Below are 23444 nucleotides of genomic sequence, written 5' to 3'. Positions count from 1 at the left end.
TTAACAGGAATACAGCTGGATAAAAACGAATTAGGTTACATACAGACAATAGAGGAAGGAGAACAAATAATGAAATTTGAAGATTATACATATACGCGACCTGATATGAATGAAATTGAAAAGCGATTTGAAAAGGCCATTACACATTTTACGGAAGCAGCGTCAGTCAGTCAGCAAAACGAGGCAATTTGTTTAGCAAATGATGCGTATTCCCAGTACAGCACAATGGGGAACATCTGCTATATTCGTCATTCTATCGACACAGCGAATGAATTTTATAAAGAAGAACAAGACTATTTTGATGAAACACAGCCGCTTTTAGAAGGATATGTAGAGAAATTTTACAAAGCGTTAATCTCTTCGCCTTTTAAACGACAACTAGAAGAAAAGTGGGGCAAGCAGCTGTTCTCTCTTGCTGAAATGCAGTTAAAAACGTTCTCTCCGGAAATAGTAAAAGAGCTTCAGGAAGAAAATAAGCTATCGTCTCAATATACGAAACTAGTGGCGTCAGCTAAAATTGTATTTGAAGGAGAAGAAAGAACGTTAGCTCAGCTTGATCCGTTTATGGAGTCACCTGATCGAGAAATGAGAAAAAAAGCAGCAGAAGCGAAATTTCAATTTTTTACCGATCATGAAGAGGAATTTGATGATATTTATGACAAACTTGTAAAAGTGCGGACCAAGCTTGCTGAAAAATTAGGCTATAAAAATTTCGTGGAAGTGGGCTATGCTCGTATGTCTAGAATAGGCTACGATGCTGAAATGGTTGCCGCTTTTCGCAAACAAGTAAAAGAGTATATTGTTCCCCTTACTGAAAAACTAAAAAAGCGTCAGCAGGAAAGAATTCAAGTAGAGAGCTTAACTTATTATGATGAACCGTTTCAGTTTGAAACAGGAAACGCAGTGCCAAAAGGTGATGAAAAGTGGATTATTGAAAATGGACGGGTTATGTATAAGGAGCTTTCTAAAGAGACGGACGAATTTTTTTCATTTATGCTTGAAAATAATTTGATGGATTTAGTCGCTAAAAAGGGCAAAGCAGGCGGAGGCTACTGTACGTTTATTGAAGAATACAAAGCACCGTTTATTTTTTCAAATTTTAATGGAACATCAGGGGATATTGATGTGTTAACGCATGAAGCAGGGCATGCTTTTCAAGTGTATTCCAGCCGAGATATGGAAACCAATGAGTATAACTGGCCTACGCATGAAGGAGCTGAAATTCATTCGATGAGCATGGAGTATTTTACATGGCCTTGGATGGAGTTGTTCTTTAAAGAAGACAAAGATAAATACCAGTTTTCTCATTTAAGCTCAGGCTTAACTTTCTTGCCTTACGGGGTAGCGGTAGATGAATTTCAGCATGCTGTATACGAACGTCCTGAGATGACGCCTTCGGAACGAAAACAAACGTGGCGAGAAATTGAAAAGAAATATATGCCTTCTAAAAACTATGACGGCCATCATTATCTAGAAAGCGGGGGCTTCTGGCAGCGCCAGCTTCATATTTACACGTCTCCGTTTTATTATATTGATTACACGCTCGCTCAAATTTGTGCATTTCAATTTTGGAAAAAAGATCGAGAAAATCATGAGCAAGCATGGCAAGATTACGTTCATTTGTGTAAGCTTGGCGGAAGTAAGCCGTTTTTAGAATTAGTAGAGGAGGCGAATTTGATCTCTCCATTCGAAGAGGGCTGCGTGCAGTCTGTAGTAGATGAAATTGAAAACTATTTAAATAGTATTGATGATAAAAAGCTATAAAAAAAGAGATGGAGACACAACAAAATCAATCCAATCTAAAGACGAACAAATGGGATAAACAATCTAGTATGAGTCGCTTGTTACACCGCCGTTGATTTCCGTGCAAGGCTTCGCTTTCCACGGGCGGGCGGTGAGTCTCCTCGGCGCTTATGCTCCTGCGGGGTCTCACCTATTCCGCTTTTCCCGCAGGAGTCTTCGCCTTGCCCTCCAATCAACAGCTAGAAGCACCTAGATTAAATCTACGTTCGCCCTCATAATAAAAAAATCCGAATGAGTTTGATTCTTAATTAAGAAACAAACTCGTTCGGATCTTTCTTCAACTAACATACTTTTGTTCCAGCCTCTTTTTTTAATGATTAATTTCTTGTTCCCATAAAGGAATCGTAAGGGAAACGCTGGTTCCTTCGCCAACAGTGCTTTTAATCTCAAATGTTCCTTTATGCTGATACAAAATGTTTTTAATCACAACAAGTCCAAGACCGGTACCTGAGGGCTTCGTAGTAAAAAAAGGCTTTTGAATGTGCGTAAGCAAATGTGAAGGAATGCCGACTCCTGTATCTTTAATGAAAATAGTAAGATCTTTAGTATGCTGAGTAACGTTTAAATGAATTTCTCCTCCGCTAGGCATAGCTTCGAGCGCATTTTTTAACAAATTAATGAGTACTTGCTTAATTTGATTTGCATCACAGCAGATGTATGTATGCGGGGCTTCCACCTGCGTTTTAACTACGACATTTTTTAATACACATTCTGATTCATACAGAAGAATAACGTCATTTAAAATAGTAGAGAATGCGTGCTTTTTCATAACCGTGTCATGAGGTTTAGCGAGCAATAAAAATTCTCCAACGATTGAGTTAATACGATTCAGTTCGCTCAGCATGATGGTTGTATAAGAATGATAGCGGCTGCTGTCTTCATGAATAAGCTGAATAAATCCATTCAGAGAAGTAAGCGGATTTCGAATTTCATGAGCGATTCCCGCTGCCATTTCGCCGGCTAAAGATAACTTATCGGTTTTGCGAAGAAATTTTTCTGTTTCTTTTTCTTCTGTAAGATCGCGTGAAAAACCAAAAAGCGCAACGACTTGCTGATCACGATTAAAAATAGGTGAAACAGTGATTTCTACATCAATTATTTTTCCGTCTTTTCGCTTATCTTGAGTTTCAAAGGCTACCAGCTTTTCTCCTTTTTTAACCCTTTCTAATCGGCTTTCAGCGCCGCCTTTTAAGCCAGCAGGAATGAATGGAATGGCTTTTCCGACAATTTCTTCAGCTTTCCATCCGTATATTTGCTCAAAAGCATCGTTTACTTTAAGCACTTTACCGTCTAGACTGAACACGGAAATGGCGTCGCGATTGTATGTAAAAAAAGATTGTAAATACTCTTGAGCTGAGTACAGTTCATCTTCGGTTTTGTTCATTTTGACCGTCTTAATAGCAATCAGTTTTTTAGAGAAATGAGCACAGTACAACAAAATAATCATTGTGATCAGCGTAAACAAAATGAAATAAACGATATCTAATTTCACGAAAGTCACAGATGTAAAAAGAGTGTTGCTTACATAAAAGTACAAAACAATTATTATGGACATTAATGTAGAAATTACAATAGCGACATAGCTATAATAAATAAAGCTAACAATAATTCCAAGAAACAAAAATAAATAATTAATAACAGCAGGTTCAATAGATGTCATGTACGCAATATAGGCATAATTGCATATAAAAAAAGAATACATAATGAGAGCAGGATGAAAACGAAAGTGGTACATAGCCGTCACTACCAATAATAAAATTCCTCCGCTTATAAAAACAATCATATGAGGATCAGCTGCAATAAAGTGGTATAACACAATGTGGACAAAATACAGCAGCCAAAAAATAAGTAAAAGAATAAAATTTCGTTTTTTTATGAGGTTGTGTGATTCCATAAAAAATCCCTTTCTTAAATGGCGAATAATTTTATAGGAGAATAACTTTATAGTCAGCTAGTCGCTCGATATAGTGATATATCACTCATATTAGCATAGTTACAACTGTGTGAATAGCCGAATTGAGTACTTAGACTAAGGAAGATAGATCTAGAATACAGCTAGTCATAAACTATTAAGGAAATATGAGGAGAATATGAACGAAATGAAGGGGATGTAAAGCTTTTGTGATAACCTTGTAAAAATGAACTTTTTTCTAATTGGATAGGCTATACTGCCAGTAGAGCCATATGAATGGTGACTACATAGAGGCTCAGATGATTCGAAAGGAGACGGTAAAATGAACAAAAGTTTATTAGTCAAGTTATTTGGATCACTTCTAGCAATTATGTTAATCACAGCATGCAACTCACAAACGGATGAAAAAGATGCCACAGAACAGCAAACAGAACAGTCGGATGATACTCAAGCGGAGGATACAACTACAGATGATCCACAGGAAACAATGAAGCAAGACGAAGCAGATGATTCATCGGGGGATGAAGCAGCTGATGATCAAGAAGAATCAACGGATAGTGCTGACGAAAAAACAGATGAAAGTAAATAAACGTAAGTATTTCTATAAAAAAAAGCGACTCAAGTAGAGTCGCTTTTTCTATTAGTTTTGTACGGTGATTTCGCTTGCTTCATTTAACGTTACGTTCACTGTTGATACGTCTGCGTTATCTAAAAGTAAGTCTGTAATTCGATCTTCAAGCTGTTCTTGAATTGCTCGGCGGAGCGGTCTAGCACCGAATGCAGGGTGATAGCCAAGTTCAGCCAGTTTTTCTTTTACTTCAGCTGCTACGCTCAGCGTGATATTTTGTTCTTGTAATGTTTCTTTTAATTCAGCAAGCATAAGGCCCACGATTTTAATCAAGTTGTCTTTTTCAAGATGATTAAATTCAATGATTGTATCAAATCGGTTTAAAAACTCTGGCTTGAAATAAGATGAAAGTGAATCTAAAACGGATGCCTGTTTAAGTGCGTCATTTTCTGCGTCAAATCCAACCGTAATTTTCTTTTCACCTACACCAGCGTTACTTGTCATAATGATAACTGTGTCTTTAAAGCTTACTGTGCGACCTTGACTATCTGTTAGACGTCCATCTTCTAGAATTTGCAGAAACATATGCTGAACGTCTGGATGAGCTTTTTCAATTTCATCTAGTAAGATGATGGAATAAGGATTACGGCGTACTTTCTCTGTTAACTGTCCTGCCTCTTCGTGACCTACGTAGCCAGGAGGTGAACCGATTAATTTAGACACCGCGTGTTTTTCCATATATTCACTCATATCTAGACGAACCATAGCATCTTTTGAGCCGAACAGTTCTTCAGCTAATGTTTTGGTTAACTCTGTTTTACCGACACCTGTTGGGCCGACAAATAAGAATGAACCAATTGGGCGATGCTTCGCTTTTAATCCAGCGCGAGAACGTCGAATCGCTTTTGCTACTTTTTCTACAGCTTCCTGCTGTCCGATTACTTTTTGAGCTAAGTGCTCTGCTAAATGCTTCATTTTTGCTGATTCATTTTCTTGAAGTTTACCAACAGGGATACCCGTTTTCTTTTCAATAATTGCTTGAATGTCAGCAATATCCACATTCATTTTTTGCTGTTCTTCGTTTAGTTGTTTTTCAAGAGCAGCTTCTTCATCGCGCAGTTTTGCTGCTACTTCATACTTTTCATCCTTTAGCGCCTGCTCTTTTTCTTTTGTAATTTCTTTTAAGCGAGCGGCCGCGTCGTCTTTATTTGTAATGCCTGCCTGTAAGTTCATTTTTGAACCTGCTTCATCTAGCAAGTCAATTGCTTTATCAGGCAAGAAGCGATCTTGAATGTAGCGGTGTGATAAATTTACACAAGCGCGGACTGCTTCATCTGTATAGCTAACGCCGTGGTAATCTTCATATTTACTTTGGATTCCTTTTAGAATTTCAACGGCTTCTTCTACAGACGGTTCGTGAACCATAACCGGCTGGAAGCGTCGTTCAAGAGCCGCATCTTTTTCAATGGAACGGTACTCTTTTAAAGTTGTAGCTCCGACTACTTGAAGTTCGCCTCGTGCAAGAGCTGGTTTTAAAATATTGCTTGCGTCCATTGAACCTTCCGCTGAACCAGCTCCTACAAGAAGGTGAATTTCATCGATAAATAAAATCACGTTTTTTCGCTGTTGAAGCTCAGAAATTAACTGTTTCATGCGCTCTTCAAATTGACCGCGCACGCCGGTATTAGCTACGAGAGATGCTACATCTAACAGATATACATCTTTATTTAACAGCTTGGCAGGAACTTTTCCTTCCGCGATTTTTAAAGCTAACCCTTCAACAACAGCTGTTTTACCAACACCGGGTTCTCCGATTAGTACCGGGTTGTTTTTGTTTCTTCTATTTAAAATTTCAATGACACGCTCTACTTCTTCTTCTCGGCCAATAACAGGGTCAATTAATCCCGTTTTCGCAATTTGAGTTAAGTTTCGACCGAACTGGTCTAAAAAGCCTCCGCCGCCATTTCCTTGCTGTGGCTGTTCCGGTGCAGCTTGTTCGTGCGCCATTTGATTGAATAAATCATCGATGTTCATAAAGCCGCCACCTCCAAAACCTGATGGGATTTTATGTTCTTTCATTAGTGCTTGATAACATGTATGACATAAACGATATTGAGATTTTTGGTTATTTGTTTGTACATTTAATTGAATAGATGCTTCACGTTTATTACAGTTTTGACAAATCATTTAATTAGCCTCCCTAAATGATTTTAATCGAAGATCAGCAGGTGTTTGACCTTTCTTGACCTTTCGTAATTTCATTATACTTTGACCTTTTTTGACTTTCAAGTCTTTTGCTTAAAAAATTTTTGAAGGAAGTTCCTCGCTTATGTACAAAAGGTAGTACATTAAAAAAAGATGTGTTTTATGTGTACCCGTTCTATACATGTAAAAACATAAGAGGCATTTTGTACAATGATCTGCTTGGAGAGGGAATTAATATTAATAAGAAGAAAAGTGGAAAAATGAGTGCAGAGCTTACCGTTGGATAAAATAAGTTATTGACAGCAAGAAGGATAAAAATTATACTCAAGAAGGTTTGCACTTAACTGCGTAAAAGCATAAAAGCGTTTAAGTGAAAAAGAAAGATAGAAAGGGAATACCTCATGAAAAAAGAAATTTCATTTATACAATCAATAGCGGTGGTTTTGGTGCTATTAGCTATTATTTTTGTTTCATTATTTACGTTAAAGCTGCCGCCTCATATTCCGCTGATATTTGGTGTAGCATTTATTAGTGTGATTGGCTTTTTGTTGAAATATAAGTGGACAGAAATGGAGAAAGGGATTTTAGACGGTGTCAGACTGGGCATTAAGCCTATCCTTATTTTAATGCTGATCGGGATGCTTATTGCGATTTGGATGGTAGGAGGAACGATACCGACGATTTTATCCTACGGCTTCCACTGGATTTCACCCCAGTACTTTTTAATTAGTGCTTTAGTTATTACCGTATTAGTTTCAACATTCACGGGAAGTTCATTAACAACCGTCAGTACGGTAGGGGTCGCTTTATTTGGCGTAGGAACTGCTATTGGTGTACATCCAGGGCTAGCAGCGGGGATGATTGTTTCAGGAGCTGTGTTTGGAGATAAGATGTCTCCATTGTCTGATACAACAAATTTTGCTTCTGGTATCGTTGAAGTCCCGCTTCCTAAACATATTCAGCACATTACGTGGACGACGGTTCCAAGTATTGTTATTACAGCAATCATTGCACTGGTAATCGGAATCAACGGAAATCAGGAAAGCGTCAATTACGAGGAAATTCAAGGAATTCAAGACGCATTAAAACATACGTTTAATTTACATGTGTTAACGTTGCTTTCTCCACTTTTAGTTCTTATTTTTTCGATGAGAAGAGTCGATGTACTGCCAACGTTAGTTTTAGGTATTGTAACGGCCATCATTACAGGAATGATCACACAGCATGAATTTACGCTCAGTCAATTGCTAGGCGTTCTTCAAAGCGGGCCTGCAGTAGAGTCAGGAAATAAAGTAGTGGATGCGATTGTGAATAAAGGCGGACTGCAGTCCATGATGTTTTCTATTTCCCTTATCATGATTGCCTTGTCGCTAGGTGGCTTGATGAGAGCCGTTGGAATTATTGATGCTTTGTTAGAAGGATTAGCAAAACAAATTCGCCGCAGCGGAGACGTTATTTTTGCTACGCTTCTATCTTCAATTGGAGTGAACGTTATTACAGGCGAACAGTATTTATCGATTCTCTTGCCTGGACAGACGTTTAAGCCGCTGTATGAAAAGTGGAATTTAGATCCAAAAAACTTATCACGAACGCTTGAAGACGGCGGAACGGTTATTAATGCTATTATTCCGTGGGGTGTCAGCGGTGCTTTTATTTCAACTGCATTAAATATTCCTGCAGCTGACTATATTCCATTTACATTCTTTAGCATTTTATGTCCTATTTTTTCAATTATTTTAGCATATACAGGCATTGGCATTGCCAAGAAAAAAGCTCAGTCTTAACTGGGCTTTTTTTTTTGGAAAAGGACAGGTAAAAAACGACAAAAAAAGTATCATTCCACTTTTCAAATCTATAATTTAATAATACAATTTACTATACGTCTTTCTTGTTAATGTATTTGGATGAATTCTTATTTCTTTATTGATGAAGAAATTTGAGTTTTGCGGTATGATAAATAAGCTGTATTGGCGATGGGATGAATGCCCTTTTTAGCAAACATTTAAGAAGGGTAAAGCCAAATGAAAACACTCATTATAAAAGAGAAAAGATATTTATTGAGGAGAGGGTTTCTGTTGAAAAAATGGGGCATCATTGCATTAATCACTGTAGCTGTGCTCGGTGTGACAGCGGTTTTCAACCGAGCTGAAAGTGATGATGTAAATAAAGAAAAATTGACTTTATTATCGCCTTATTCAAATAAAGTAGATGTATATAGCATTACGTATCCTAGTGATAATTTAAAGATAAAAGGGTTTTTAGTACAGCCTAAAGACATTGCAGACAAACATTATCCACTTTTAGTATATAATCGCGGAGGAAATCGCGAACATGGCATGATTCGCGCAAAAACACTGCAGTACTTATCATATTGGGCAAGTAAAGGCTACGTCGTGGTTGCGACTCAATACAGGGGAAATGGCGGAAGTGAAGGTACAGAGACGTACGGCGGTAAAGATATTGACGACGTATTAAATCTTATTAAGTGGGGAGAACAGCTTCCTTATGTAAATCACCAGCAAAAGGTAGCGCTAGGATATTCACGCGGCGGCATGATGACGTATTTAACGATGAAAAACGGCGTTAAATTTGATGCAGTTGTCGTACAATCAGGTATTACAGACATGTTTCAATTCTATGATCAAAGAGGGGCTGAAATGAAACAAGTGCTGCGGACGATTGTAGGAGATCCGGCGCAGTATCCAGAGAGGTATAAAAGTCGTTCTGTTGTCTATTGGAGCGATAAAGTAAATTCACCTCTTTTGATTTTACAGGGTGATCATGATCGTAAAGTTCACCACACGCAGGCTGAAAAGCTTGTGAAACAATTAGATGAGCAGGGAAAAGAATATAAATATGTACTGTACAAAAACGGAGACCATCCGCTAACTGCTTATTATGATCAATATAACGCGGAAATTGATAAATGGTTTAAAATACATTTAGCTAAGCAGTAAAGAAATTGGAAGTAGTTTTGATGAATGGAAAAGAGCAGCTTGTTTTATCCTACTACATGTAAGCATATAAAAAGGGGATGAAGCAAAATGACTCAGTCTAAAAGTCAAAAAGAGCGTCAGTGGAATGTGCGAAAACAATCACAAAACCCATCGCATGGAAAAGTGAAATCTTTTGAAGAACTATCAGAAGAAATCACGCCTAAACGTAAATAAGGTAACCACCACATAAAGGAAGACACAAAAAAGGAGAGCTGAAGCTCTCCTTTTTCTATGTTTGTTTATGGATTTGTGGACCACATGCCCGCAGATTTGATAAAAATACGCGGATGCAATTTTAATTGTGCGACCATAATTTCTGCTAGGTCTTCAGGCTGCATCACTTTATCAGGATTGCCATCCGTTAAGTTTTCTTTATACGCTAATTCCGTTGCTACTGTACTTGGTGTTAGAGCTGTTACACGAATATTGTGTTTGCGCACTTCTAACGCTAGAGATTCAGTTAAGCCGAGCACGCCAAATTTTGAAGCGCTGTAAGCACTTGTAACGGGAGCGCCTTTTTGACCAGCAGTGGATGAAATATTGATAATGTCTCCACCATTTTTTTCGATTAATTGAGGTAGAACGGCGCGCGTTACGTAGTAAACGCCCATTAAATTCACATCAATGATTTGTTTCCACTCAGCTGGGTCTAGCTCTAAAAAGCTTCCGAATTTACCGATTCCTGCATTGTTGATTAAGATATCTGTTGCCCCTAATTTTGTATGTAGATGCTCAACTGCTGCATTTACTTCTTCCATAGAAGAAACATCTGCTGTTGCATAAGCAACTTGTACATCAAATGCTTCTAGTTCAGAAGCAACAGCCTTTAAATCTGCCTCTGTACGAGCAATTAAACCGATATTTACGCCTTCTTTTGCTAATTCAATCGCAGTTGAACGACCGATGCCTTTTCCTGCTCCTGTAATAAGAGCTACTTTGCCTTTAAGTGATTGTGCCATGTATAGACTCCTTTCAATGTTCCGCATAAACATTCTTCATAATAACAAAGAATTATCCATTACTATCCTATAGAAATGCACAAATGATGTCAAAAATAAAGATTATTAAAATGGCTTCAAGTATAAATTTCCTTTTCATACAAAAACTATAGAGACTAAAAAGAAGAAATTCCGTTTCTTTTCGTTCAATGTAGTGGAGGATGAACAATGCGTATAAAAAAACTATCTGAGTTAACGAATAAATCCAAACAGCGGAAAGAAAAAGCTGATGAATAGAAGGACACTAAGGATACTAAGGATACTAATGCTTCTTCTACACAGGAAGAGCAGAAATTATCTGAGAGGGTGGGAGATAATTTATCCCGCATGAAAAAAGCACTGGGACAGAGCACGGATTTAGTTGTGCGAGAGTTTCGAATTTCGATTGAAGAAAAATTCACTTTAGGTGTTGCTTACATCGACGGATTAGTAAATAAAGACGAAGTTGAACACTATTTTGGATGTTATCTATCTTTTTTAAAGTTGTCATTGTGTTCTATGCCATTCAGTTAAGTATCGTCCGATTGTGTAATTTACGCGTACGTAATTTTTTAAGCTTTCCTTTAGGTCTAATCATTACAGGCGTAGCGTATTATATTATTCCGAATACAGCATACTTTAATTATTTTGAAAAATATTACTGGCCTTTTTCTTTATTCGTACTAAGCCTCTGTTTTCCCTTATTATTTATTGCTCTTTCTTATATAAAGAAAAATAAGGAAGCTAAAGGCGATAGAAGCCAACAAACATAGCATTATTTATACGCATGTGGTATAATACGATGACAATTCAAGAAGAAACGCCGTGCACGTTTGTATATGTACGGGAGAGGTTCGAAAACTCCCTCTATAAAAAACTAAGATCATCGTTGATGACAAAAGACACGGTTTTAGCGTGTCTTCTTTCACGTGCTTTTCTATCAACGCGTCTTTTTGACGTGTATGCTGGCGAGGACGTGTATCTTAGTTGCTTTTTAGGGAGATTGCTGGAAAAGAGCAGTCTCTTTTTTGTGTTATAAAATTAGTCACAAAGGGAACGAACGGTTCAATAAAGTTTCTTCTTCTTTTGATTTCAATCAAAAAGGAGACGAACAATAATGATGAAAAATGAAAAAGCTATTGTTGTATTTAGCGGAGGTCAAGATAGTACAACATGTCTATTTTGGGCTTTGAAAAACTTTAAAGAAGTAGAAACGGTTACTTTTCAATATGGCCAGCGCCATAGTCAAGAGATAGAGGTAGCAAAAGCTATTGCAGCTGATTTAGGTGTGAAGCACACCGTACTAGATATGTCACTTTTAAATCAATTAGCACCAAATGCCTTAACGCGAGATGATATTGAGATCGAGCAAAAAGAAGGAGAGTTGCCTACCACATTTGTGGATGGCCGCAATCTGTTATTTTTATCATTTGCAGCCGTACTGGCTAAAAACAGCGGAGGCCGTCATATCGTAACAGGCGTTTGTGAAACTGATTTTTCGGGATATCCAGACTGTCGAGATGTATTTGTAAAATCGTTAAACGTCACGCTTAATTTATCAATGGACTTTGAATTTGTGATTCATACGCCCCTTATGTGGATTGATAAAGCAGAAACGTGGGCGTTAGCGGATGAGCTAGGGGCGCTTGAGTATGTGCGTGAAAAAACATTAACATGCTACAACGGTATTGTTGCTGATGGATGCGGCGAATGTCCCGCATGTCAATTGCGAAAACGCGGGTTAGATCAATACATGCAAACAAAAGAAGGGGGAGAGGAATAATGCTGCAACAAATGTATCCTCAAGTATTTCATGACTATGAATACGAACTGAACAAAGATATGCAGTTTGCTGCGGCACATTTTGTTCCTCACACAGAAGCAGGAAAATGCCGTCAAGTCCATGGACATACGTATTTCGTAAATCTAACTGTTGCCGGAGATACATTAGACGAAGCGGGCTTTTTAGTAAACTTTGCGCTATTGAAAAAAATTGTTTCTGGTCAATTTGATCATACATTATTGAACGATCATTCTATCTTTAACGAAGAAAATCCAAATGATTTTCCTACAACTGAAGTTGTTGCCCGTAAAATTTATGAGTTGGTTCAAGAATATCTAGACACACTACCAAATAAGCCTTCTTGCGTACAAGTATTCGTGCGGGAAACGCCGACAAGTTACGTAGTTTACCGCCCAAAGAAGGTGAAAAAACGTGGCTAATACAATTCCAGTACTTGAAATATTCGGACCAACGATTCAAGGGGAAGGAATGGTTGTAGGACGTAAGACGATGTTTGTTCGTACCGCGGGCTGTGATTATTCCTGCAGCTGGTGTGATTCAGCTTTTACGTGGGATGGATCTGCTAAAAACGATATTCGTCAGCTAACAGCAGAACAAATTTGGACGGAGCTAAAAGAAATTGGAGGAGAGTCCTTTGATCACGTCACCATTTCTGGAGGAAACCCTGCGCTTATCAAGGCAATTGGTTCACTTGTAGAGCTTTTGCACAGTCATGGGGTAAAAGCAGCTCTTGAAACACAGGGAAGCCGTTATCAGGATTGGTTCCTAAAGATCGATGATTTAACGATTTCTCCTAAGCCTCCAAGTTCATTAATGAAAACAAATTTCGCCGTATTAGACGATATTATAGAGACATTAATAAAGGAAAAACGCATGGCGCACATAAGCATAAAAGTCGTTGTATTTAATGATGAGGACTTTGAGTATGCAGCGTCTGTTCATGAACGTTATCCTGAGGTTCCATTTTTTGTTCAAGTAGGAAACGAGGACTTAACGACAATCGATAATGCGTCGTTAACACAAGAATTGCTTAAAAAGTATGAGTGGTTAATCGATAAGGCAGTGGCAGCTAAAAACATGAACGATGTAAGAGTTCTGCCGCAGGTTCACGCCCTTGTTTGGGGAAATAAACGAGGTGTGTAAGCGCATAGCAAAAAATTTACAAAGAAAAATAAAAACAGATATATACAAAATAAAAAAACGCTGTTAGAATGACAATCGTAGAAAGAGAGGAAATACAAATGAGCGGTCGAAAAGATGAAGAATTAGAAGGTGTATCACTCCTTGGAAATCAAGGAACAAACTATTTGTTTGAATATGCACCAGAGATTCTAGAAGCATTTGATAACAAACACCCAAATCGTGATTATTTTGTGAAATTCAACTGTCCGGAATTTACGAGCTTATGTCCAAAAACAGGTCAGCCTGATTTCGCAACCATTTATATTAGTTACATTCCAGATGAAAAAATGGTAGAAAGCAAGTCGTTAAAGCTTTATTTGTTCAGCTTCCGTAACCATGGAGATTTCCATGAAGACTGTATGAACATTATTATGAATGACTTAATTAAACTGATGAATCCAAGATATATTGAAGTATGGGGAAAATTCACACCACGCGGCGGGATTTCAATTGATCCATATACAAACTATGGCCGTCCCGGTACAAAGTATGAAGAAATGGCTAATTATCGCCTGATGAATCATGATTTATACCCAGAAACAATTGATAATCGTTAATTCGAACAAACAGGTTGTGTATACAACCTGTTTTCCATTGCAAAAACAACAGGTGAGAAGGTGAAAGAATGTCACAAAGATCAGCATTAGTATTAGGTGCAAGCGGACTTGTTGGTCAAGAACTTTTAAAAATGTTATTAAGCAACAGCTTATATAACCATGTGACAGTGTGTGTTCGAAAAAAGCTACCAATCGAACACACAAAGCTACGTCAGCTTGAAATTGATTTTTCAGAGCTTGATAAGCACGAAGAATGCTTTGCAGTTGATGATGTATATTGCTGTTTAGGCACGACAATGAAAAAAGCAAAAACAAAAGCGAAATTCATTAAAGTGGACTATGAATTTCCTTTAAAAGCGGCTAAATGTGCAGAAAAATATCGCTGCAAAAACTTTTTAACGATCACAGCAATTGGTGCTGATCTTCGTTCGCCATTCTTTTACAGTAAAGTAAAGGGGCAAGTAGAAGAAGATATCGCAAGCTTGTATATCCGTTCTACTCACTTTTTCCGCCCATCGTTATTATTAGGCAAGCGCCAAGAGTTTCGCCTATTTGAAAAGATTGGGGGATACACGTTAAAGTCGTGTTCATTTTGCCTTGTAGGAAAGTGGAGAAAGTATCGTCCAATTAAAGCGTATAACGTAGCCAAATCGATGATGAAAGCTGCTCTTGAAGATAAATGTGGGGTTCATGTACATGAAAGCCAAGACATTTATACAGGTGAATGCTATTATTCGTTTACCAACGGCAAGCGAGTATTATCAAAATAAAAAAAAGCCTCTTCATAAGAAGGGGCTTTTTTCTATCTTCCGTCACCATCCGCATCTCCATCTCCACCGCTATCTCCATCGCCATCATGATCGTGGTTAGAAGCAGTTTCACTCCAGCTTGTGTAGGAGTTAGAATCTTCTTCGGCATAATTCATGGGTTCAACGGATGTTTTTTTATTTGAAGTTTGTTTGCGTTTAAAAACGAACTGCACGATAAAAAAAAGAATGACAATAAGAGCAACGATAAACAATACAGTATCAAACATGCTAGTAATTCCTTTCGGTAAGAAGATAGTAGTAGCTTGTTGTTATTGTCACACGAAAATAAGTCCCTTTCAAGAAAAAATGGGGCCTGTTTTTGTTTCTTTAAGGAAACTTTTTTTATCTCAGCCATATATTATTGTATAAAGAAACATTTTAGAAAAGAGGGAATACAGTGAAAAAAAGTTCGAAGGATGTTAAGGTGCAACAGTATATTTACCTCATGTATAAGCTGGGGATTATTACAGAAGAACAAAAGAATCAATTCTTTCAAAATCAATAAAAAAGCAACCGCTTTTGCTGTCCGGCTGCTTTTTTCCTTTACATAGCTGGATTAATGATGATGTAGTTTTTGTGGTTGACAACAGTTCGCTGTTCTAAGTCTAAATCGCGGTAGTTTGACATGTAAGTCAAATCTACAATCACGGAGTTTTCATTTACTTTTTCGACAATGCCCTGTAAGCCATTTTTAAATTCTATCAAGTTTCCTACCTCTGCTATTTTCATGATTCATCGCTCCTTTGTTTTAAATTAGTTCATTATAAATTTTTTCAATAATTTTAATTTTAAAAATAGTAAAACTAGTTAGCGTTTTCTTTTTTTACAATTTTGCCTTAAAACTGGGAATTAGTAAAGGGTTTTTTGAAAAAATATAAAATAAAATTGAAAAAATAAGTAAAATGTGCTGAGAAATAAAAGGAATTGATAGCTTTAACGAAAGAGAGAAGCAGGACAGTTCCATCTTTGTTCATCTTTCGTTATAATAAACGAGGTATAATCTTGTCATAAATTATAAGAATTAGAAGGTGTAGAAATTGAAAGATACTGGACTCGTGCTCGAAGGAGGCGGTATGAGAGGCCTTTATACAACTGGAGTTTTAGATTACTTTATGGAAAGAAATCTGTACCTTCCGTATGTAATTGGCGTTTCAGCCGGCGCTTGTCATGCCACTTCTTATTTATCTAGACAAATAGGAAGAAGTCGCAAAGCTAATTTAGATTTTTTAGAGGATCCTCGCTACTTGTCGTGGAAAAATTATTTTAAAACAAAAGAGATATTTGGAATGGATTTCGTTTTTGATGAAATTCCTAATCAGCTTCTTCCATTTGACTTTGAGGCATTTGCTGAGCGTACAGAGAAGCTTGTAGTAGGAGCAACGGACTGCGTGACGGGAGAACCCGTTTATTTTGATGAATATGACCGGGACATTTTGACAGCGGTTCGCGCTTCTAGTTCCCTTCCATTTTTAGCACCTGTCGTTACATATAAAGGAAAAGAGCTGTTAGACGGAGGAATTAGTGATCCAATTCCAATCAAAAAAGCAGTGCAGGATGGATATAGAAAAAATATTGTTGTGCTAACGCGAAACGAAGGATATCGAAAAAAGAAATCAAATATGCTTTGGTTATTGAAGCGCAAATATCGTCATTATGATGGGCTGACTCGTGCGCTTGAGAACCGCTATAAATTGTATAATGAAACATTGTCATATATTGAAGAACAGGAAAGACAGGGGAATATCTTTGTGATTCGTCCGCAAACCCCTCTTGTAGTAGGGCGAATTGAGAAAAATCGTGAGCGTCTCGACGCTCTTTACAACCAAGGATATAAAGAAGCAGAAGCTCAATTTGCATCTCTGCAAAATTGGCTGAACAGTTAAAAGCGAGGTGAAACTGAATGGATGAACAAACAGCAATAAACATGTTGAATGAGTTAAGTGAAGGAAAAGTAACCGAAATTAAAGTTAAAAAAGAAGACTTTCTTGCTTTTCGCCCTTTTTTAGTAAATCGCCCTGATTTCAAACATTTTCGTGGAATAGCTGGACGCGGTGGAGATTTCACCTATACGTATCTAGAAATTCCTAGGAGCTAAACGAAATGATGGCATTATTTGATTATGCCTTATATAATGAATGTATGAGCCTGTACAGTAGAGAATATACTGTTACAAGTGCTTGTGCGTTTATTTAGTAACGTACGGTAAGAGCGAATAAACGTGTTTAGTTATAGGAGGGATATTATGGATGAGTTTCGAAAAAGTACAGCACCTTTTTATTTTGCAGATCATATATGGAAAGATAAAAATGGAATGACGACTTATGGGATGCTGTTAACGAACCGGCCCGAAGATGACGGGGACTATGACCTCCATTCGTTATTAGAAGAAGCATATGTAGATCATAAAAAAATTCTAATTACTACTGTTTACGACAACAGTGAACAGCAGTTGACCGGATACGTGATACATTTATCAGATGATCAAGACGTCTTTACGTTTATGGATGATACGGGTGCTAAGCTAGTGATTGATTTCTATGATGTTGTAGAAATTGAGATCGAAGATTAAAAAGAGCTGAATGTTGATTACAACATTCAGCTTTTTTGTGTAAAAGTAGATGAATTTAAATGTTTATCATAAGAATTATAAGGGAAAAACGAATGGAGAAATTTCTGATTAAACTGAAATAAAGCGGGAAAATATACCTGTATTTCAGAAAAATTACCGTGATTATGACAAAAAACAAGGTACAATGTCATAATTGTGTTCCGGACGTAATTTTGTTCATCAAACTTAAAGAAATGTAATTGAATCGTTCGGTGAAACCCCTATATAGCTATGATAGAGTAATACCATACGAAATTTCAGGAGGTATTACCTATGAAACATAGTTATATGAAATCAATGGTAGTAGCTTGTTTAGCTACTCTTTCATTTATAGGTTTTAATGCAACAGCTACGGCTGCAACTAATTATAAAGTAGTCAAAGGCGATAGTCTTTGGAAGTTAGGTAAAAGATATAGTGTAACAATTGACGATATTAAAAAATTAAACAATCGTCAAGGAGATATGATTTATATTGGTGAAACATTAGCGATTCCGAGTAAGACAAAAGTGCTGGCTGCTGAAACAACAGAACCTTCAACGGCAGCACCGGCTAATACGGCTAAGCCAGAACCAAAACCAGAAGCCAAACCCACAGAGCAGGAAACACCTGCAGTTTCGATTTCAGCAAGTGAAAAAGATTTATTAGCTCGCTTAGTAGAAGCTGAAGCAAAAGGCGAATCATATGAAGGAAAAGTAGGGGTAGCAACAGTGGTGTTAAACCGTGTAGATTCTCCGAAGTTTCCAGATACGGTAACAGGAGTTATTAAACAAGTTGTCGGAAAAGCATACGCTTTTTCACCGGTCCAAAACGGATCAATTAACAAACCTGCTTCAGAAGATTCGAAAAAAGCAGTAGAGCAAGCATTGACTAGAAAAGATCGTTTAGACGATTCCATTTACTTTTATAATCCAAAAACAGCTACCGATAACTGGATTCGTTCACGTGCTGTAATTAAAACAATTGATCATCATGTATTTGCTAAATAAAAAAGAGCCGTTCTGGCTCTTTTTTTTAGTCTAAAAAAATATCTCGTTCCAAACTGCCTTCAGAACCTGTTAAAACCAGACCAATATCGGTATCAGCTTCTAAGTTCTGAACGATAGTAAAAGGCACTTTGTGTTGGTTAGCCGCTTGAATATAGGGAGAGAGGTATGAGTAAGACAAGGAGCCATTTAAAAACAAATGACCGTCTTTCACTTTTTTTAAAAGAGGCTTTATTTTTGCTGCATCCTTTTTCATGACTTGCCCTTTTTTTAGCGCAAGTTCAATATTCTCACGTAGAGCAGTTAAGAAATATCTTCTTTCGTCTCTTTTTGTTTCCTTTGCTCCGTACATTCCTCGTTCTAAGTATTCTTCTAGTTGATCAGACATTGCGTCACTTCCTTTCGTTATAAACTATAAACGATTATGGCTATAAGTAAAAGGGATAGAAAAAAAGGAAAATCACTGTGCTATATCACCTGTTTTTTTGCTGAGTACAAAGAAAAACAAAAAATGTGTTGAAATTTAGCCTGAAATATTGTTTAATGTAAATAGATAGAAAATCATATCGGTTTTTTATTAAAGGTTTGTAAGCGATTACAGATATACATACATAGCAGCGTTTGGGGAGACGCTCCTATGATTTTATGTTCAAAGCGCATTGTATAAAAAGGGGATTATATAGCTTTAGGGCATATACGGTCAAGCAAAGGGTCAGATAAATTAATAAAAAATCGTTATGTATTTTCATAAGAAGAACGGTCAACATTTTTGTTGAGCGTTCTTTTTATGCGTTCATATTATGTTTATTCCTCATTGCATTTCTCTTATTTTACATAAGTTACATGTAGTATGTTTCAAAGCCTTAAAAAATATATGTTTGTACGCTTGTTTAATCCTAATGAGGTGGTAGAAAAGGAATATTTTTTAAGAAATCACAAAAAAAGAGGCGATTGCCTATGCAAGAAGTAGGTGAATAACATATGTAATAAAGAGAATGAAATATAATTTGAGGAGGCATGTATCATGCAAGAATTTGATATTAATGACATAAGAAGACCATTCGGTGGTTTTGGAGGCTTTGGAGGCTTTGGTCGTCCAGGATTCGGTTTCGGTCGCCCAGGTTTTGGTTTCGGTCGTCCTGGTTTTGGCTTCGGCCGTCCGGGGTTCGGCTTTGGCTTTGGTCGCCCTTGGGGTTGGGGCTTTGGAGCTCCATTTCTTGGAGGATTAGTTCTTGGAAGTGCACTAGGAGGTCCAGGTTATTACGGTTATCCAGCACCATATTATCCGCCGTACCCACCATATTATCCTTATTATTATTAAAACAGTGAGCGCTGATAAAGCGCTCTTTTATTATGTCCAGTCCAAGGTATATATAGAATGAATGCAAGACGTTACGTTTAGAAAAAGATAACAGTTTTAAATAAGGAATGAACGCTTAAGCTAAAGGAGACAAGTTTTCCTTGCAACAATTGTTGATTTTGCTATAATAACTTCGGTGGCATTTTTGGTCACTGGGTGGGCGAGGGATAGATGAAAAGAAGGAAATTAGATTGAACGCATTATTTGAAAAGTTGTTTCGTTTAAACGACCACCAAACAACTGTCGCAAAAGAAAGCTTAGCTGGGGTCATTTCATTTCTTTCCATCGTGTATATTATTGCTGTTAATTCAACCATTTTGTCTGATGCCGGTATTCCGCTTGAAGCAGGAATATTCGCAACAGTAGCTTCGGCTTTTGTAGGCTGTGTTATTATGGCTTTTTGGGCAAATGCGCCTCTCATCCTGGTGCCAGGTATGGGGATTAATGCATTGTTTACGTATACGATGGTTCAATCAATGGGGTTATCTTGGCAAGAAGGGTTATTAGCAGTAGTGATATCCGGCTTTCTTTTTATAGCATTAGCTTTTTCACGACTGTCTGCCAAAATTGTCTCTTCGATTCCGCATTCGCTAAAAGAAGCGATAACAGTCGGTGTTGGCTTATTTTTAACATTTATCGGTTTGCAAAAAGGGAAGCTTGTAGTTCCAAGCGAAAACACATTTGTAGCACTTGGAGACTTGTCAGATCCGTTTGTGATCAGTACGCTGTTGACGTTAATTATCACAATCGTACTGTTTATCCGAAATGTGAAAGGTAACTTTTTGTTAAGCATGATTGCTGGATCAGTCCTTGCCTTCTTACTTGGTGTAAGAAGCGGTGCAGAAAAAGGACAGTCGGCTGTGAGCGTGAACGACTTCTTTAGCAGCTTTGGCACATTGTCTTTTGGAGCTATTGGAGACGTTGCGTTTTGGGCAGCTGTCTTTTCATTAACAATGGTATTGATTTTTGAAAATATCGGTTTGCTGCATGGTCAGCTAGGTATGATGAATCAAGATAGCAAATTTCCGCGGGCCTTTCAAGCAACAGCCGCCTCAGCTTTGCTAAGCGGCGTGTTTGGAACAAGTCCAACGGTGTCTTCTGTAGAAGGAGCATCTGGTATTGCAGCTGGAGGGCGAACGGGTTTAACATCGCTGATTACAGGAGTTTTATTTTTAAGTTCACTTCTGTTTATTCCATTTATCAAGCTGGTTCCAGATAGTGCTATTGCACCTATTCTTATTGTTATTGGAGCATTGATGATTCAAAATATCAAAAACATCAATTTACAGGACTTAACAGAAGGTTTCCCTGCATTTTTAATTATTGCGCTTATTCCTCTTACGTACAGCATTGCTGATGGAATTGCATTTGGGTTCATTGCGTATCCACTGCTTAAATTATTCCTTGGTAAAATGCGTGAAGTATCGATGTTTATGTATGTAAGCGCGCTGTTGTTTTTCTTGAATTTTGTGCTGCATTATATTGCTTAAAATAGACAGCTGAGTACTTTTGCTCAGCTGTTTTTTGTGTTTGCGGTAAAGAATCCTCTTTTTAGCTATCATACTCCGTATTTCGTGTCCTTTGGCTAATCTGCCGCTTCTAAAATGACGTTTCTTGCGTAAAGTAGTACAGAGGTCGGAGGGGGATATAAGGGGGAGAAAACGATGGGAATTAAATTAATTAAAATATCAGCCGTTTATTTTGGAATTGGCATCATATTGGGGTATTATATGTCAATTGTTCACAGCTACGCTTTGACACCTGTTCACGTGCATATCAATTTATTAGGATGGACATCGCTTACGTTAGCGGGACTTATTTATTATTTGTTTCCTGCGTTTAGCGAAAGTAAATTAGCCAAACTGCACGTATGGTTGCATAATATAGGATTACCGGTCATGATGATTGGTTTATTTTTCATGATCGTACTAGAAAACCAAGCTTTTACACCCGTAGTGGCAGCAGGAGCAACACTTACGGCTATTGGCGTTTTAATTTTCGTATATCACATCCTTAAAAATTTGAAATCTGAACGATGAACGAAGAAGGTCGTTGACGATGGCTGCTAATTTCAAAAGGAAAAAGAACCAGCTATAGCGAATATACATGTAAACAAGGTGAAAGTGTGATTTACATAAAGATGTGCTAGGCATCTTTATAAGGAGGGGTAAGCTGCAGGGATTTCTAGCTCTTATAAAAGCCAATAAAAGGGCTGATTATAAGTTTCTTGCGGCGGAGATACTATGGGAGAACATCAACAATTAGTGCGTGTTAGGGAGCTAGCAAATGAAATTATTCGACTTCGTCTTCAAGACCGTACGACTTATGACGAATTAGAGTTGCAAAATAATGTAGAGTTGTTGTCTCGTTCTGTGGTTGACTTAGTAAACATTATGTTAGCCGAAGATGTGGATTCGTCCACGTCTTTAAAAGCTACAGCTTCTAAAATGAAAATGGTGTATAATAACATGCATCAAGCTGAGAAAAAAGATTATTTGCATTTCTAATTGCTAGGCTCCTTTTCGCCACAAACGAAATGGAGGTGTACGAGGCAGATGCTATCGTCACTAACGACTTCTGAAGCTATTGTAGCATCCGTTCTTGCACTGGTTGTCATTGCCGTTTCCATTATCTTTTTTGCCACTCTTATTATGGTTGTTGTTCGACGAGAAAGAATCAGCAGCTTGGTTAATCACGGAGAGCATGCAGATGGGAAGCAAAAAAGCTTAGGTGAATTTTTTCGTTCTTTACGAAAAAAATAACTACCGTTTTCTTATTAAATAGATAAAAGCGGTCAATTTAAACGTTGACCGCTTTTTTTAGGTTGTTTGCTTATTTTTTTCTAAAACAATACGCGCTGCTTCACTAACTGATGACACAACAGCAGAGGCGTGGCGCTGCACAGGTTCAGGTGCTGTAGCCATAGCGAAACTGTTCGGCGTTAATTGAAACATAGGAATATCATTAAATGAATCCCCCACACATGCAATTTCCTCTGGTTTTAGCTGAAGATGATTTAATAAAATTTCAATGGCATTTCCTTTGCTGATATGTTTAGGCATAATATCCAAACACTGCTTGGCGGAAATATATGTATCAATATAATCACCAAACTCTTCGTTCACTTCTTTTTGCAGAGCTACCATTTCATCATGATCTCCAAGAACCGTGATTTTGGATGGAGAAAGAGCGTGACCAAATGAATCCGTCATTTCAATTTGTTCTTCGATAGGGAAAAACATGTGAGTTTCAATCGCTTCAATAATTTCATTTCGCTGCTCTACATAATTCGTGTCGTTTGAACAGACAAGCGTAATACGGTTAGGATCTATCGTTTTTTTATAAAGTTGAACCGCTAAATCATCTTCAAACACTTTTCCATGAAGTTCTTGATTTTCTTTGGTCCACACAAATCCTCCGTTTTGGCTAATGCGATGAAATGTATTATTAATATCAGTAGAAATCTTTAAAATTTCCGTATCCATTCGTCCAGAAGCAAGACAAACCTCTACTCCTTGGCGCTGAAGTTCACTAAGTGCGTCTGCATTATGCTGTTCTACGTATTTTTCTTCGTGTAAAAGAGTACCATCTAAGTCGCTTACAAATAATTTAATCATTTACTGAAAATTCCTTTCCTTAAAAAAATTTCTGTGATAAGAGCGTTACAAATTTATTACAT

28 protein-coding genes and 1 riboswitch are annotated in these 23444 nt (G+C 37.5%); of the genes, 20 read left to right on the top strand and 8 right to left on the bottom strand.

Features of this window, described 5'->3' with window-relative positions:
* Positions 1 to 69 precede the first annotated feature (69 nt).
* Positions 70 to 1764, top strand: a complete 1695-nt coding sequence (locus POF52_RS08715) for a M3 family oligoendopeptidase (RefSeq protein WP_271991918.1) — start codon at positions 70 to 72, stop codon at positions 1762 to 1764.
* 80 nt (positions 1765 to 1844) lie between these two features.
* Here POF52_RS08715 and POF52_RS08710 read toward each other — a convergent pair whose 3' ends face one another.
* Both POF52_RS08710 and POF52_RS08705 read right to left on the bottom strand, forming a co-directional pair.
* On the bottom strand, positions 1845 to 1979 hold the full coding sequence (locus POF52_RS08710) for a hypothetical protein (protein WP_255323362.1): 135 nt from the start codon (positions 1977 to 1979) through the stop codon (positions 1845 to 1847).
* A 134-nt stretch (positions 1980 to 2113) separates the two neighbouring features.
* Complete coding sequence (locus POF52_RS08705; RefSeq protein ID WP_271991916.1) at positions 2114 to 3697, bottom strand: PAS domain S-box protein; 1584 nt, start codon at positions 3695 to 3697, stop codon at positions 2114 to 2116.
* 340 nt (positions 3698 to 4037) lie between these two features.
* Between POF52_RS08705 and POF52_RS08700 the strand changes: the two genes are divergently transcribed.
* Positions 4038 to 4304 (top strand): hypothetical protein, encoded by a 267-nt coding sequence (locus tag POF52_RS08700; protein ID WP_074894312.1) that lies wholly within the window; start codon positions 4038 to 4040, stop codon positions 4302 to 4304.
* Positions 4305 to 4355: 51 nt separating this feature from the next.
* On the opposite strand, the gene POF52_RS08695 is transcribed toward POF52_RS08700, so the two are convergent.
* The gene (locus POF52_RS08695) at positions 4356 to 6470 is read right to left on the bottom strand and encodes an ATP-dependent Clp protease ATP-binding subunit (protein WP_271991913.1); all 2115 of its coding nucleotides are present in this window, start codon (positions 6468 to 6470) and stop codon (positions 4356 to 4358) included.
* A gap of 419 nt (positions 6471 to 6889) precedes the next feature.
* Here POF52_RS08695 and nhaC point away from each other — a divergent pair, with 419 nt between their 5' ends.
* The 3 genes from nhaC (at position 6890) to POF52_RS08680 (ending at position 9658) form a co-directional block, all read left to right on the top strand.
* Positions 6890 to 8272, top strand: a complete 1383-nt coding sequence (gene nhaC, locus POF52_RS08690; RefSeq protein WP_271991911.1) for a Na+/H+ antiporter NhaC — start codon at positions 6890 to 6892, stop codon at positions 8270 to 8272.
* A gap of 291 nt (positions 8273 to 8563) precedes the next feature.
* Positions 8564 to 9445 carry an alpha/beta hydrolase family protein gene (locus tag POF52_RS08685; protein ID WP_176583900.1) on the top strand — a complete coding sequence of 294 codons (882 nt, stop codon included), beginning with the start codon at positions 8564 to 8566 and terminating at the stop codon, positions 9443 to 9445.
* An 87-nt stretch (positions 9446 to 9532) separates the two neighbouring features.
* A complete protein-coding gene (locus POF52_RS08680) occupies positions 9533 to 9658 on the top strand; it encodes a DUF6254 family protein (protein ID WP_013082238.1) in 126 nt (41 codons plus the stop codon).
* 65 nt (positions 9659 to 9723) lie between these two features.
* Here POF52_RS08680 and POF52_RS08675 read toward each other — a convergent pair whose 3' ends face one another.
* Positions 9724 to 10443 (bottom strand): 3-ketoacyl-ACP reductase, encoded by a 720-nt coding sequence (locus tag POF52_RS08675; protein WP_013082239.1) that lies wholly within the window; start codon positions 10441 to 10443, stop codon positions 9724 to 9726.
* 366 nt (positions 10444 to 10809) lie between these two features.
* Here POF52_RS08675 and POF52_RS08670 point away from each other — a divergent pair, with 366 nt between their 5' ends.
* The 6 genes from POF52_RS08670 to POF52_RS08645 all read left to right on the top strand — a co-directional run bounded on the left by POF52_RS08670 (position 10810) and on the right by POF52_RS08645 (position 14774).
* Entirely contained in the window at positions 10810 to 10995 is a 186-nt protein-coding gene (locus POF52_RS08670) for a hypothetical protein (RefSeq protein ID WP_271991909.1), read from the top strand.
* Positions 10996 to 11304: 309 nt separating this feature from the next.
* Positions 11305 to 11348, top strand: a riboswitch (PreQ1 riboswitch).
* 230 nt (positions 11349 to 11578) lie between these two features.
* Positions 11579 to 12244, top strand: coding sequence for a 7-cyano-7-deazaguanine synthase QueC (gene queC, locus POF52_RS08665; RefSeq protein ID WP_013082241.1), 666 nt, complete (start codon positions 11579 to 11581; stop codon positions 12242 to 12244).
* The gene (queD, locus tag POF52_RS08660; RefSeq protein WP_013055983.1) at positions 12244 to 12684 is read left to right on the top strand and encodes a 6-carboxytetrahydropterin synthase QueD; all 441 of its coding nucleotides are present in this window, start codon (positions 12244 to 12246) and stop codon (positions 12682 to 12684) included. The genes queC and queD overlap by 1 nt, the downstream gene beginning before the upstream one ends.
* Positions 12677 to 13408, top strand: coding sequence for a 7-carboxy-7-deazaguanine synthase QueE (gene queE, locus POF52_RS08655; RefSeq protein ID WP_271991905.1), 732 nt, complete (start codon positions 12677 to 12679; stop codon positions 13406 to 13408). Before queD ends, queE begins: the two co-directional genes overlap by 8 nt.
* 98 nt (positions 13409 to 13506) lie before the next feature.
* A complete protein-coding gene (gene queF / locus POF52_RS08650; RefSeq protein ID WP_013082243.1) occupies positions 13507 to 14004 on the top strand; it encodes a preQ(1) synthase in 498 nt (165 codons plus the stop codon).
* Between the two features lie 68 nt (positions 14005 to 14072).
* A complete protein-coding gene (locus tag POF52_RS08645) occupies positions 14073 to 14774 on the top strand; it encodes an NAD-dependent epimerase/dehydratase family protein (RefSeq protein WP_271991902.1) in 702 nt (233 codons plus the stop codon).
* A gap of 32 nt (positions 14775 to 14806) precedes the next feature.
* Here the strand turns inward: POF52_RS08645 and POF52_RS08640 are convergent, their stop codons facing one another.
* Positions 14807 to 15040, bottom strand: coding sequence for a hypothetical protein (locus POF52_RS08640; RefSeq protein WP_016763399.1), 234 nt, complete (start codon positions 15038 to 15040; stop codon positions 14807 to 14809).
* Between the two features lie 316 nt (positions 15041 to 15356).
* Entirely contained in the window at positions 15357 to 15542 is a 186-nt protein-coding gene (locus POF52_RS08635; RefSeq protein WP_176583899.1) for a YkvS family protein, read from the bottom strand.
* A 308-nt stretch (positions 15543 to 15850) separates the two neighbouring features.
* Here POF52_RS08635 and POF52_RS08630 point away from each other — a divergent pair, with 308 nt between their 5' ends.
* From POF52_RS08630 to POF52_RS08615, 4 genes are all read left to right on the top strand, one after another.
* The gene (locus POF52_RS08630) at positions 15851 to 16696 is read left to right on the top strand and encodes a patatin-like phospholipase family protein (protein ID WP_013055989.1); all 846 of its coding nucleotides are present in this window, start codon (positions 15851 to 15853) and stop codon (positions 16694 to 16696) included.
* 17 nt (positions 16697 to 16713) lie between these two features.
* Entirely contained in the window at positions 16714 to 16908 is a 195-nt protein-coding gene (locus POF52_RS08625) for a hypothetical protein (protein WP_013055990.1), read from the top strand.
* A 147-nt stretch (positions 16909 to 17055) separates the two neighbouring features.
* A complete protein-coding gene (locus POF52_RS08620) occupies positions 17056 to 17382 on the top strand; it encodes a hypothetical protein (RefSeq protein WP_013082248.1) in 327 nt (108 codons plus the stop codon).
* Positions 17383 to 17694: 312 nt separating this feature from the next.
* Positions 17695 to 18408 (top strand): cell wall hydrolase, encoded by a 714-nt coding sequence (locus POF52_RS08615; protein ID WP_271991898.1) that lies wholly within the window; start codon positions 17695 to 17697, stop codon positions 18406 to 18408.
* A gap of 25 nt (positions 18409 to 18433) precedes the next feature.
* Here POF52_RS08615 and POF52_RS08610 read toward each other — a convergent pair whose 3' ends face one another.
* The gene (locus POF52_RS08610; RefSeq protein WP_013082250.1) at positions 18434 to 18793 is read right to left on the bottom strand and encodes a YueI family protein; all 360 of its coding nucleotides are present in this window, start codon (positions 18791 to 18793) and stop codon (positions 18434 to 18436) included.
* A 636-nt stretch (positions 18794 to 19429) separates the two neighbouring features.
* Between POF52_RS08610 and POF52_RS08605 the strand changes: the two genes are divergently transcribed.
* The 5 genes from POF52_RS08605 (at position 19430) to POF52_RS08585 (ending at position 22527) form a co-directional block, all read left to right on the top strand.
* Positions 19430 to 19726 carry a hypothetical protein gene (locus tag POF52_RS08605; RefSeq protein ID WP_029325095.1) on the top strand — a complete coding sequence of 99 codons (297 nt, stop codon included), beginning with the start codon at positions 19430 to 19432 and terminating at the stop codon, positions 19724 to 19726.
* Between the two features lie 230 nt (positions 19727 to 19956).
* On the top strand, positions 19957 to 21255 hold the full coding sequence (locus POF52_RS08600) for an NCS2 family permease (protein ID WP_271991895.1): 1299 nt from the start codon (positions 19957 to 19959) through the stop codon (positions 21253 to 21255).
* Between the two features lie 174 nt (positions 21256 to 21429).
* Complete coding sequence (locus tag POF52_RS08595) at positions 21430 to 21804, top strand: cbb3-type cytochrome c oxidase subunit I (protein ID WP_050689415.1); 375 nt, start codon at positions 21430 to 21432, stop codon at positions 21802 to 21804.
* Positions 21805 to 22008: 204 nt separating this feature from the next.
* Complete coding sequence (locus tag POF52_RS08590) at positions 22009 to 22272, top strand: hypothetical protein (RefSeq protein WP_013055998.1); 264 nt, start codon at positions 22009 to 22011, stop codon at positions 22270 to 22272.
* A 48-nt stretch (positions 22273 to 22320) separates the two neighbouring features.
* Positions 22321 to 22527: a hypothetical protein gene (locus POF52_RS08585; RefSeq protein WP_013055999.1), complete on the top strand. Its 207-nt coding sequence runs from the start codon at positions 22321 to 22323 to the stop codon at positions 22525 to 22527.
* Between the two features lie 57 nt (positions 22528 to 22584).
* Here the strand turns inward: POF52_RS08585 and POF52_RS08580 are convergent, their stop codons facing one another.
* Positions 22585 to 23382 (bottom strand): HAD family hydrolase, encoded by a 798-nt coding sequence (locus POF52_RS08580; protein ID WP_176583895.1) that lies wholly within the window; start codon positions 23380 to 23382, stop codon positions 22585 to 22587.
* Positions 23383 to 23444 lie beyond the last annotated feature (62 nt).

Source organism: Priestia sp. AB, assembly GCF_028369225.1.
GTDB classification, from domain to species: Bacteria; Bacillota; Bacilli; order Bacillales; family Bacillaceae_H; genus Priestia; species Priestia megaterium.
The sequence above is the reverse complement of the archived record's forward strand: the minus strand, read 5'-3'. Positions and strand labels throughout refer to the sequence as shown.

Bases quoted from the DNA above. Each gene is read 5' to 3' on its own strand.
- POF52_RS08715 (WP_271991918.1), top strand. From the start codon at position 70: ATGAAATTTGAAGATTATACATATACGCGACCTGATATGAATGAAATT.
- POF52_RS08705 (WP_271991916.1), bottom strand. From the start codon at position 3,697: ATGGAATCACACAACCTCATAAAAAAACGAAATTTTATTCTTTTACTT.
- POF52_RS08700 (WP_074894312.1), top strand. From the start codon at position 4,038: ATGAACAAAAGTTTATTAGTCAAGTTATTTGGATCACTTCTAGCAATT.
- POF52_RS08695 (WP_271991913.1), bottom strand. From the start codon at position 6,470: ATGATTTGTCAAAACTGTAATAAACGTGAAGCATCTATTCAATTAAAT.
- nhaC (WP_271991911.1), top strand. From the start codon at position 6,890: ATGAAAAAAGAAATTTCATTTATACAATCAATAGCGGTGGTTTTGGTG.
- POF52_RS08680 (WP_013082238.1), top strand. From the start codon at position 9,533: ATGACTCAGTCTAAAAGTCAAAAAGAGCGTCAGTGGAATGTGCGAAAA.
- POF52_RS08675 (WP_013082239.1), bottom strand. From the start codon at position 10,443: ATGGCACAATCACTTAAAGGCAAAGTAGCTCTTATTACAGGAGCAGGA.
- POF52_RS08670 (WP_271991909.1), top strand. From the start codon at position 10,810: ATGAAAAAAGCACTGGGACAGAGCACGGATTTAGTTGTGCGAGAGTTT.
- queC (WP_013082241.1), top strand. From the start codon at position 11,579: ATGATGAAAAATGAAAAAGCTATTGTTGTATTTAGCGGAGGTCAAGAT.
- queD (WP_013055983.1), top strand. From the start codon at position 12,244: ATGCTGCAACAAATGTATCCTCAAGTATTTCATGACTATGAATACGAA.
- queF (WP_013082243.1), top strand. From the start codon at position 13,507: ATGAGCGGTCGAAAAGATGAAGAATTAGAAGGTGTATCACTCCTTGGA.
- POF52_RS08645 (WP_271991902.1), top strand. From the start codon at position 14,073: ATGTCACAAAGATCAGCATTAGTATTAGGTGCAAGCGGACTTGTTGGT.
- POF52_RS08640 (WP_016763399.1), bottom strand. From the start codon at position 15,040: ATGTTTGATACTGTATTGTTTATCGTTGCTCTTATTGTCATTCTTTTT.
- POF52_RS08635 (WP_176583899.1), bottom strand. From the start codon at position 15,542: ATGAAAATAGCAGAGGTAGGAAACTTGATAGAATTTAAAAATGGCTTA.
- POF52_RS08625 (WP_013055990.1), top strand. From the start codon at position 16,714: ATGGATGAACAAACAGCAATAAACATGTTGAATGAGTTAAGTGAAGGA.
- POF52_RS08620 (WP_013082248.1), top strand. From the start codon at position 17,056: ATGGATGAGTTTCGAAAAAGTACAGCACCTTTTTATTTTGCAGATCAT.
- POF52_RS08615 (WP_271991898.1), top strand. From the start codon at position 17,695: ATGAAACATAGTTATATGAAATCAATGGTAGTAGCTTGTTTAGCTACT.
- POF52_RS08610 (WP_013082250.1), bottom strand. From the start codon at position 18,793: ATGTCTGATCAACTAGAAGAATACTTAGAACGAGGAATGTACGGAGCA.
- POF52_RS08605 (WP_029325095.1), top strand. From the start codon at position 19,430: ATGCAAGAATTTGATATTAATGACATAAGAAGACCATTCGGTGGTTTT.
- POF52_RS08595 (WP_050689415.1), top strand. From the start codon at position 21,430: ATGGGAATTAAATTAATTAAAATATCAGCCGTTTATTTTGGAATTGGC.
- POF52_RS08590 (WP_013055998.1), top strand. From the start codon at position 22,009: ATGGGAGAACATCAACAATTAGTGCGTGTTAGGGAGCTAGCAAATGAA.
- POF52_RS08585 (WP_013055999.1), top strand. From the start codon at position 22,321: ATGCTATCGTCACTAACGACTTCTGAAGCTATTGTAGCATCCGTTCTT.
- POF52_RS08580 (WP_176583895.1), bottom strand. From the start codon at position 23,382: ATGATTAAATTATTTGTAAGCGACTTAGATGGTACTCTTTTACACGAA.